The sequence below is a fragment of the Streptococcus sp. HMSC076H09 genome (assembly GCF_001811765.1).
GTDB lineage: Bacteria > Bacillota > Bacilli > Lactobacillales > Streptococcaceae > Streptococcus > Streptococcus agalactiae.
The window spans coordinates 57,280-67,502 of record NZ_KV806596.1 but is presented as its reverse complement, the minus strand read 5'-3'; the positions used below and the strand labels follow the sequence as shown (position 1 = coordinate 67,502).

Annotated in this window: 8 protein-coding genes; 2 read left to right on the top strand and 6 right to left on the bottom strand. The window is 36.0% G+C overall.

Annotated elements, in window-relative coordinates; genetic code table 11:
* Window positions 1–131: 131 nt before the first annotated feature.
* The 5 genes from HMPREF2818_RS02715 to HMPREF2818_RS02695 all read right to left on the bottom strand — a co-directional run bounded on the left by HMPREF2818_RS02715 (window position 132) and on the right by HMPREF2818_RS02695 (window position 5,852).
* Complete coding sequence (locus HMPREF2818_RS02715; protein ID WP_000138504.1) at window positions 132–1,064, bottom strand: ABC transporter ATP-binding protein; 933 nt, start codon at window positions 1,062–1,064, stop codon at window positions 132–134.
* Window positions 1,064–2,110 carry an ABC transporter ATP-binding protein gene (locus HMPREF2818_RS02710; RefSeq protein ID WP_000410286.1) on the bottom strand — a complete coding sequence of 349 codons (1,047 nt, stop codon included), beginning with the start codon at window positions 2,108–2,110 and terminating at the stop codon, window positions 1,064–1,066. The genes HMPREF2818_RS02715 and HMPREF2818_RS02710 overlap by 1 nt, the downstream gene beginning before the upstream one ends.
* 12 nt (window positions 2,111–2,122) lie before the next feature.
* Window positions 2,123–3,154 carry an ABC transporter permease gene (locus tag HMPREF2818_RS02705; RefSeq protein WP_000764052.1) on the bottom strand — a complete coding sequence of 344 codons (1,032 nt, stop codon included), beginning with the start codon at window positions 3,152–3,154 and terminating at the stop codon, window positions 2,123–2,125.
* Between the two features lie 9 nt (window positions 3,155–3,163).
* Entirely contained in the window at window positions 3,164–4,078 is a 915-nt protein-coding gene (locus tag HMPREF2818_RS02700) for an ABC transporter permease (protein ID WP_000598965.1), read from the bottom strand.
* A 118-nt stretch (window positions 4,079–4,196) separates the two neighbouring features.
* Window positions 4,197–5,852, bottom strand: a complete 1,656-nt coding sequence (locus HMPREF2818_RS02695) for a peptide ABC transporter substrate-binding protein (protein WP_001118756.1) — start codon at window positions 5,850–5,852, stop codon at window positions 4,197–4,199.
* Window positions 5,853–6,093: 241 nt separating this feature from the next.
* Between HMPREF2818_RS02695 and pbp3 the strand changes: the two genes are divergently transcribed.
* Both pbp3 and HMPREF2818_RS02685 read left to right on the top strand, forming a co-directional pair.
* A complete protein-coding gene (gene pbp3, locus HMPREF2818_RS02690) occupies window positions 6,094–7,329 on the top strand; it encodes a D-alanyl-D-alanine carboxypeptidase PBP3 (RefSeq protein ID WP_000720949.1) in 1,236 nt (411 codons plus the stop codon).
* A gap of 152 nt (window positions 7,330–7,481) precedes the next feature.
* Window positions 7,482–8,669, top strand: a complete 1,188-nt coding sequence (locus HMPREF2818_RS02685) for a D-alanyl-D-alanine carboxypeptidase family protein (RefSeq protein ID WP_001125233.1) — start codon at window positions 7,482–7,484, stop codon at window positions 8,667–8,669.
* Between the two features lie 71 nt (window positions 8,670–8,740).
* Here HMPREF2818_RS02685 and sufB read toward each other — a convergent pair whose 3' ends face one another.
* Window positions 8,741–10,159 carry a Fe-S cluster assembly protein SufB gene (gene sufB / locus HMPREF2818_RS02680; protein ID WP_001289830.1) on the bottom strand — a complete coding sequence of 473 codons (1,419 nt, stop codon included), beginning with the start codon at window positions 10,157–10,159 and terminating at the stop codon, window positions 8,741–8,743.
* Window positions 10,160–10,223: the final 64 nt, after the last annotated feature.

Sequence of the window (10,223 nt, the reverse complement as noted above, 5' to 3'; positions counted from 1 at the left end):
CTTTTTTCATACTTTTTTCTACATTTTCTGAAAAAAGTTTCCTGTTGGCTAACACCAATAACATAGAGTTTAAAATTCCATACCTAAATTTATTTTATTAGTAAAAAAATAAAAGATGGGCTAGCCATCTTTTATAATATTTGTTTTTTATATTCTTCAGCTTCTTGGGGTGTAGATAAAACAAAATGACAAGGGGTAATCTCGTGCATTTGACGTTCTTGTCCGTCTTGCTCAATAGCTGGATTATACGGCTGGTGAACACGTTGACGTTCACTCTCCGGATCTGGTTCTGGAATAGCTGATAATAGACTCTTCGTATAGGGGTGGATTGGATTGTTATAAACATCATCAGATGTCCCAACTTCTAACAGTTTTCCCCAATGCATAACACCGATACGATCTGAAATGTATTTTACCATAGACAAATCATGTGCGATAAACAAATAAGTCAATCCTTGTTCTCTTTGCAATTTTTGCATTAAATTAACAACTTGTGCTTGGATTGAAACATCTAAGGCAGATATTGGTTCATCAGCAATGATAAATTTAGGCTCTACTGCTAAAGCACGTGCAATCCCGATACGTTGTCGTTGTCCACCTGAAAATTCATGCGGATAACGTGTTAAATGATCTTTATTTAACCCTACAAGATCTAATAGGGCCTGAACTTTACTATCACGATCTGATTTTGATTTAGCTAATTTATGTATATCTAAACCTTCTGCTACGATATCACGAATCTTCATACGGCCGTTTAAGCTAGCCTGAGGATCCTGAAAAATCATCTGAGCGTCTTTACGAAAACTATGTAATGCTTTACCTTTCAGATGTGAGATCACTTCTCCATTAAAGGTAATTTCTCCATCAGAAATATCATAAAGTTTTAAAATTGAACGTCCAACGGTTGTCTTTCCTGATCCAGATTCCCCAACTAATCCAAACACTTCACCTTCATAAATGTCAAAACTAACATTATCAATTGCTCTCACTTCATTAGCTTTTCCTTTATTGAAGGTCAAAGAAACATTTTTGACTTCAACTAATTTTTTTCGATTTTCAGTCATTAGGCTTTCCTCCCTTCAATCTCGTTCCATTTTTCCCAACGTTTTTGGATCGGTAATGGAGGAAGCACCTTAGGTGATCTTTCATCTAAAAGCCATGTAGCAGCGAAATGTGTTTCTGAAACTTTGAAGTACGGTGGTTCTTCTTCATGATCAATATCTAATGCAAATTCATTACGAGCTGCAAATGCATCTCCTTTAGGTGGATTCAACAAATCTGGTGGTGTTCCCGGAATTGACTCTAAACTACCTGATTCTGTGTCGGTTGTCGGCATTGAATTCAACAATCCCCAAGTATATGGATGTTGTGGATTATAAAAGACTTCATCAACAGTCCCAAATTCAACAATTTTCCCTGCATACATAACTGCTACACGGTCTGCCATCCCTGCAACGACCCCTAAGTCATGAGTTATGAAAACAATGGAGGAGTCTCGTTCTGCTTGAATTTTTTTCATTAAGTTCAAAATTTGTGCTTGAATTGTTACATCTAAAGCAGTCGTTGGTTCATCAGCAATAAGAATTTCAGGATCAGCAGCTAAAGCAATCGCTATAACCGCACGTTGGCGCATTCCTCCAGACCACTGATGTGGGTAATCATTAATATGCTCTTCAGCATTTGGGATACCTACATCTTTCATTAGCTCAAGAGCTAATTTTAAAGCATCCTTTTTTGAAATTTTTTGATGAATCATCATTGGCTCCGCTATTTGCATACCAATTTTCATCGTTGGATCCAAACTAGTCATAGGGTCTTGGAAAATCATAGAAATCTCATTCCCGCGTACCTTAGTCCACTCTTCTTCTGATAGTTCAACAAGGTTACGCCCCTTAAATTGAACATTCCCCGATATCTCTGAATTTTTAGCATTTAAACCAATTAAAGTTCTGGTAGTTACAGATTTTCCTGAACCAGATTCACCAACGATTGCAAGAGTCTCACCTTTTTTTAATTCAAAGTTGACATCACGAATTGCTTTTACTTCTCCAGCATATGTGTGGAAGTCAACATGAAGATTATTAACACTTAAAATAGTTTCTTTTTCCATGATTATACCTCCTTATTCATCGCTAGATTTTGGATCAAAAGCATCTCGCAACCCATCACCAAGCAAAATAAATGCCAATGAAATCATTACCAATGCTAAAGCTGGCAAGATAACTTGATATGGATAATATTGTAAATTTTCTTGTGCATCTGAAATCAATGATCCTAATGAAGCTGTCGGTGGTTTAACACCTAAATTGATCGCTGAAAGTACTGCTTCATACATAATAGCACTTGGGATTGTCATCATAATTTGTACAATGATAATACCAGAAATGTTAGGTAAAATATGTTTGAAAGCTATTTTAATCGGACTTTCCCCAAGTGAACGTGCAGCAAGCACAAACTCTCTTTCTCGATATGATAGGGTTAAATTCCTTACCTGACGAGACATAGAAGTCCATCCGGTAAAAGCAATAGAGATAATAATAGCCGTAATACCGTTACCAAGGACCAAACCTAACATTGTAACGATAACTAAGTTTGGAATTGATGAAATTACCTCTACGATACGTTGCATTAATGTATCAAGGCGTCCTCCAGCAAAACCTGAAACAAGACCGTATGTAACACCGATAATTAAATCAATGAATGTAGCTGCAATAGCTACAAGTAAGGAAATTCGAATACCTACGATGATGCGCTTAGCAACACTTCTCCCTAGAGAATCTGTACCTAAAGCATACTTAACTTTTTCAGGGACATTTTGAGACTTATAAGCGTCTGTAGATTCTGTATTTCCAGCGTACTTAATGCTACCATTCCAAAAAGGAAGGTTTGAACTCAATTTAGGTGGTAAGTTGCGATATGTCGTTACTTTTTTTGAATCAAACCCATTAGCATCCTTCTGAGTTACAAATAAATTTGAGGCTAACGAAAAAGTAAGTAAAAGAGCTAATAAATAGAGTGAAACCACTGCTAACTTGTTTTTTTTCAAGCGACGCCACGCATCTTGCATAAACGAAAGAGCAGGCTTTTCAATTTTTTCTTGTGTGCTAGAAGATCCTGCACCTACAAGTTTAAATGTTCTGTTTTTATCTGCCATAACATCTCCTTACTGCAAGCGAACGCGTGGGTCTACGATACTAATAACAACGTCTGTTATCAAGATAGCAACCATCAACATTACTGCATAAACAATGGTTGTCCCCATAATAACAGGATAGTCTTTTGTTGGAATCGAAGTAACAAACTGCTGCCCAATTCCTGGAATCGAAAAGATCTGTTCAATTAGTGCAGAACCAGTTAACAGACCCGCCGCCAAAGGGCCGATTAGAGTTAAAATTGGAATCATAGAATTACGGTAAGCATGTTTTCGAGTTACTTGACGAATTGTCATACCTTTTGAACGAGCTAGTTGCACATAATCAGAATTTAAAGTTTCAATCATTTCACTACGGAAGAAGCGTGAAACAGATGCTAATGTAGGGAGTCCTAGAGCTAAAGAAGGTAAAATTGTTTGAGAGAAAGTCCCCCAACCTGATAAAGGCAACAAGTTCCACTTAAATCCAAAATAGTCTAATAATAAAATACCAATGATAAATGAAGGCATAGAAATCCCTAGCGTTGCAATAACACTTAAGATACCATCGACTTTATCATTCTTATGACGTGCCGAAATAGCTCCTACCAAAATACCGCCTAAAACACCAAATACGAGAGCCTGAACACCTAGATGTACTGAAACTCCTAATCTCAAGCTAATCATACGTGATACTGGCTGATTCACTGATTGATAACTCGTTCCAAAGTCACCATGAAGTACATTCCAAAGGTAAGTCAAATATTGTTGCCATACAGGCTTGTCTAAACCATACTGTTTATTAAGTAATGCGATCATTTCTTCAGTGAGTTTTGGATTATTGTAGGGTGTTCCTGGAAGGATCTGCATCAGAAAGAACGATAGGGTTATGACAACCCATAGCGTTACTAACAAAATAGCAACACGCTTTAAAATATATTTAATCATATCATTTCCTTTTCTTAGAATTGCTAAAAATAGCAAACTCTTTCACTTTCTTTACTTAACCAAAAGCAAGAACTGGCAATTACCAATTCTTGCAAAGGTTTAGTGTAAAGTAATTTAATTATTTTTTATAAGCATGTGTAAAGTCTATTGACAAACCTGTAGTATTACGAATAACACCTTTTAATTTTGGATTTTGTAAACCTTTACCACTACGGAAGTAGAGTGGGTTATAAGCGCCTTGCTCAAATAGAATTTTCTCTGCTTCTTTATAGTCCTTTGCTGATTCTTCTGGTTTTAAGGCATCTTCGGAAATTGCCTTGTTATAAGCAGCGTCATAGTCCTTGTTAGCAAATTTTCCATCGTTATTTTGTGAATCTGACTTAAAGAGGCCGTAGAAAGTTGACCCTTCTGGATAATCCCCACCCCAAACAGAAACTACGATATCAAAGTTTTGTTTTCTACTGTCTTCTAAGCGTTGTTTAAAGGTTACAAATTTTTCTTCAACAGTAAGTCCTGGAAGAGCAGCTTCCCAAGTAGACTTGATATAGTCAACAGAGTTTTTGGCAGCAGGAACATCAGCATCTGCTGTAATTGTTAATTTTAGCTTAGTCAAGCCTGATTCAGCCAAACCTTCTTTAAAGAGTTTTGCTGCTTCAGTTTTATTATATTCATAACCTGGGGCAACATATTTTGCCAAATCAGTTCCATCTGGTGTTTTGGCTAAACCAGTCGGTGCAAAAGCAATTGCCGGTTTTGAGCCTGTATCAACGGCTGCTTGAACAACTCCTTTACGGTTAGTTGCTAAGTTTAAGGCGCGACGAATCTTAACATTATCAAGCCCTTTCACAGAACCAGTAGTATTATATTGCATATAGGCAGTGGTCGCTTCTAGAACATCTGTGACATCTTTATTATTTTTATTAGCTTGATAAATAGCAGAAGTATTTGAGATATTAGCTGCATCTAATTCACCACGTTTATACATTTGAACGGCGGTATCTGGTTTTTTAACAGTCTGGATGCGAACTTCTTTTGTTTTTACATTTTTAGCGTCCCAATAATTTTTGTTTTTCTTCAGGGTGAAAGTACCATTTGAACCATTCCAACCTTCAACAGTATATGGTCCTGAGTAAACTGTATTTTTTGAAGTAGTTGCGTAATCTTTTCCATATTTTTCAACAACTTCTTGTTTTTGTGGCATGAAATTAGTGAATGCAAGGTAGTAGATGAATTGTGGAGACGGACTAGATAAAGTAATAACAACTTTGTCATCGCCTTCTGCCTTAACACCTAGCTTATTCAAGTCTTTCTCTTGTCCTTCGTTGATTTTATCGGCATTAAGCACATGCCCTTCAACAGCAAGGTAAGCATATTGTGAAGCTGTCTTAGGATCAACTAAACGTTGCCATGAATAAACAAAATCCTTTGCAGTAAGTTTACTGCCATCTGACCACTTCAAGCCTTTACGTAATGTAGCTGTATAAGTTAAACCATCTTTTGAAACATCAACTTTAGTAGCCAAATCTGGTCTCGTCTTTCCATCCTTATCTAAGCGAAGGAAATTACTACTAGAGTTACCAATAGCTAGATTTGAGTAAGTGTCTGTAACTTTAGATAAATCTAGTGTATTGATTTCTGTTGGAATAGCCCAATTAATCGCTCCATTAGAATCCTGGGAAGCTGATTTACTTCCACATGCAGCAAGAGTCGCAACTGAAGCAAGTGTAAGGACACCAACTCCAACACGGCGCCAGTTATTTTTCTGTTTTGCCATAGCTTTGTTCTCCTAATTCATTTATCTAGTGACTAACATTATACCACAAAAAATTCTTAAGAAAAGACAAAAACGCAAAATTTTCAGATAATTTTTTAACTTTCATTTTTTTACATTTTTTTACATTTTTATAACAAACGTTTTCTTCATTCAATTATCTGAAAATAATAATTCCTAGTATGGTATAGTGATATGGTATAATAGGAAGGACAAAGTTTAAAAAATTTCTAAAGGTGTTATTTTGAAAAAAATTATTACTTCTATTCTATTACTTAGTTGCATTTTTTTTATGCCAACCATCTCTGCTGAATCTTTTAATGCTTCCGCTAAATATGCCTTGGCAGTTGATTTAGATTCAGGAAAAATCTTGTATGAAAAAGATGCTAACAGACCCGCTGCTATTGCTTCCTTGACTAAAATAATGACCGTTTATATGGTCTATAAAGAAATTGATAACGGTAACCTCAAGTGGAATACCAAAGTAAATATATCTGACTACCCTTATCAACTAACACGTGAATCTGATGCTAGTAATGTTCCTTTAGAAAAAAGGCGCTATACTGTTAAACAGCTCGTGGACGCTGCCATGATTTCTAGTGCTAACAGTGCAGCCATTGCTTTGGCTGAACATATTTCAGGAACTGAAAGTAAATTTGTTGATAAAATGACTGCTCAATTGGAAAAGTGGGGAATTCATGATAGCCACCTAGTCAATGCTTCTGGCTTAAATAATAGTATGTTAGGCAATCACATTTATCCAAAATCGTCACAAAACGACGAAAATAAAATGAGTGCACGTGATATTGCTATTGTTGCCTACCATTTGGTCAACGAATATCCTTCCATTCTTAAGATTACTAGTAAGTCCGTTGCTAAATTTGATAAAGATATTATGCATTCTTATAACTACATGCTACCAGATATGCCTGTCTTTAGACCAGGTATTACAGGTTTGAAAACTGGGACAACGGAATTAGCTGGCCAATCTTTTATTGCTACATCTACTGAAAGTGGAATGAGACTACTCACTGTTATTATGCATGCTGATAAGGCCGATAAAGACAAATATGCTCGCTTTACAGCAACTAACTCTCTCTTGAACTATATCACAAACACCTACGAACCTAACCTTGTATTAGCTAAAGGAGCTACATATAAAGGTAAAGAAGCAAGTGTGAGAGACGGAAAAGAACAATCGGTTATCGCTGTTGCTAAAAACGATTTGAAAGTAGCACAGAAGAAAAATATCACTAAACAAAATCAGTTAAAAATTAACTTTAAAAAAGAGCTTACTGCTCCTATTACAAAAAAAGAGAACCTAGGGAAAGCTTATTACGTTGACCTTAATAAGGTTGGAAAAGGCTATCTCATAAAGGAACCTAGCGTTCATTTAGTGGCAAAAGATAGTATTGAGCGCAGTTTCTTCCTCAAAGTGTGGTGGAATCATTTTGTGCGCTACGTTAACGAAAAACTTTAATAGTAATCTCCCTTTGACACAAGGAGTTACTGCACAGCAGTTTCTTTAGCTAGGTTTAGGAGAATATATAAAATTAAAAATCACTAATGAAATGTCTTTTTTATTAGTGATTTTTTGTTATAATATTAATAAAAAGTTTTCAGGAGTTACCTATGCCTAAATTAATCGTATCTTTCCTCTGCATTTTATTATCCCTGACTTGTGTAAACTCTGTGCAAGCTGAAGAACATAAAGATATTATGCAAATTACCCGAGAAGCCGGATATGATGTTAAAGATATTAATAAACCTAAAGCGTCTATCGTTATTGACAATAAAGGTCATATTTTGTGGGAAGATAACGCTGATTTAGAACGTGATCCCGCTAGCATGTCTAAAATGTTTACTTTATATTTACTATTTGAAGACTTAGCTAAAGGAAAAACAAGCCTCAACACCACAGTGACTGCAACAGAAACAGACCAAGCCATAAGTAAGATTTATGAAATTAGTAATAACAATATTCATGCTGGGGTTGCTTATCCTATTCGTGAACTGATTACTATGACGGCTGTCCCGTCATCTAATGTAGCAACTATTATGATTGCTAACCACTTATCACAAAACAATCCTGACGCCTTCATTAAACGAATCAATGAAACCGCCAAGAAACTCGATATGACAAAAACTCACTTTTATAACCCTAGTGGGGCGGTAGCAAGTGCTTTTAATGGACTTTACTCCCCAAAAGAATACGATAACAATGCTACTAACGTTACGACTGCACGTGATCTATCAATTTTAACCTATCATTTCCTTAAAAAATACCCTGATATACTGAACTATACAAAATATCCTGAAGTCAAGGCCATGGTCGGAACTCCTTATGAAGAAACATTTACAACTTATAACTACTCTACCCCCGGCGCTAAATTTGGATTAGAAGGAGTAGATGGCTTAAAAACTGGTTCTAGCCCTAGCGCTGCTTTTAATGCCTTAGTTACAGCTAAACGCCAGAATACTCGTTTGATAACTGTGATTTTAGGCGTTGGCGATTGGTCAGACCAAGACGGAGAGTACTATCGTCATCCGTTTGTCAACGCTCTTGTAGAAAAAGGTTTTAAAGACGCTAAAAATATTTCTTCTAAAACTCCTGTATTAAAAGCCGTTAAACCTAAAAAAGAAGTTACTAAAACCAAAACCAAATCTATTCAAGAACAGCCTCAAACAAAAGAACAGTGGTGGACAAAAACAGATCAATTTATTCAATCACATTTTGTATCTATTTTAATTGTTCTGGGAACCATCGCTATCCTTTGTCTTTTAGCTGGGATAGTATTACTTATAAAGCGCTCTAGATAATAACTGTGCTAATATAAAAGCCCCCTTCATCAATAACATAGGGGCTTTTTATTATCTCTTGAAATCTTCAATTAACCAACTGAACCTTCCATTTCATAGGAAATTAAACGATTTAACTCTACCGCATATTCCATTGGTAATTCTTTCGTAAAGGGCTCAACAAACCCCATAACAATCATTTCTGTTGCTTCAGCTTCAGATAAACCTCGACTCATCAAGTAGTACAGTTGCTCTTCAGAAATCTTAGACACCTTTGCTTCATGCTCTAAAGCAACCTGTGAATTATGAATCTCATTAAACGGTATGGTATCTGATTTTGAAATATCATCCATCAATATGGTGTCACATTCTATATGTGACACTGATTTTTTGGAATCTTTATTAAATGTCACTTGACCTCGATAATCAACTTTTCCCCCACCCTTAGCAATTGATTTAGAGACAATGGATGAACTAGTATGGGGAGCATTATGAATCATCTTTGCACCCGTATCTTGGTGTTGTCCTTTGTTTGCAAAAGCAATAGACAACATCGTGCCACATGCTCCTTCACCATCAAGGTAAACCGATGGGTATTTCATTGTTGTTTTAGCACCTAGATTTCCATCTATCCACTCAACTGTTGCATCTTTTTTAGCGGTAGCACGTTTTGTCACTAAATTATAGACATTATCGGACCAATTTTGAATAGTCGTATAGCGCATATAAGCTCCATCAAGTGCAAAAATTTCAACTATAGCTGCATGTAAACTATTTGAAGAATAAGTTGGGGCGGTACAACCTTCAACGTAGTGAACACTTGCTCCCTCGTCAACAATAATGAGAGTACGTTCAAATTGTCCAGTATTTTCATTATTAATACGGAAGTAAGTTTGAAGTGGAATATCCACCTTAACACCTTTAGGGACATAAATAAATGTTCCACCTGACCATACAGCAGAGTTCAGAGCAGCTAATTTATTATCTGTTGGAGGGACAAGTTTAGCAAAATATTTTTTGAATAGCTCTGGGTACTCTTTAAGTGCAGAGTCAGTATCCGTAAAAACAATACCCAGCTTATCATATTCTTCTTTCATATTATGATAAACCACTTCTGATTCATATTGTGCTGATGCTCCTGCAAGATAAGCTCTTTCAGCTTCTGGAATCCCAATTCTTTCAAAAGTTTCTTTGATTTTTTCTGGAACATCATCCCAATCACGCGCAGGTTTATCAGATGCTTTTTGATAATAAATAATATCATCAAAATCAATATCTGATAAATCTGCTCCCCAGGTCTGCATTGGCATTTTATTAAACGTTTCCAAGGATTTTAGACGAAAGTCCAACATCCACTCAGGTTCACCCTTAGCTGCAGATAACTCACGAATAACAGCCTCATTTAGACCTTTTCCCGTAGAATAAATTGGCTTTACATCGTCATGAAATCCAAATTTATATTCCCCAAGATCTATTGGCTGTGGTTCTACTTTTTCATTTATTTCGGACATACTTATCCTTTCTTTAATATTTAAATTTAAGACATTCTTCTACTAGACTACCTTATGTCAGTAA

Coding starts and splice junctions, on each gene's coding strand:
- HMPREF2818_RS02715 (WP_000138504.1), bottom strand. CDS start 1,064: ATGACTGAAAATCGAAAAAAATTAGTTGAAGTCAAAAATGTTTCTTTG.
- HMPREF2818_RS02710 (WP_000410286.1), bottom strand. CDS start 2,110: ATGGAAAAAGAAACTATTTTAAGTGTTAATAATCTTCATGTTGACTTC.
- HMPREF2818_RS02705 (WP_000764052.1), bottom strand. CDS start 3,154: ATGGCAGATAAAAACAGAACATTTAAACTTGTAGGTGCAGGATCTTCT.
- HMPREF2818_RS02700 (WP_000598965.1), bottom strand. CDS start 4,078: ATGATTAAATATATTTTAAAGCGTGTTGCTATTTTGTTAGTAACGCTA.
- HMPREF2818_RS02695 (WP_001118756.1), bottom strand. CDS start 5,852: ATGGCAAAACAGAAAAATAACTGGCGCCGTGTTGGAGTTGGTGTCCTT.
- HMPREF2818_RS02685 (WP_001125233.1), top strand. CDS start 7,482: ATGCCTAAATTAATCGTATCTTTCCTCTGCATTTTATTATCCCTGACT.
- sufB (WP_001289830.1), bottom strand. CDS start 10,159: ATGTCCGAAATAAATGAAAAAGTAGAACCACAGCCAATAGATCTTGGG.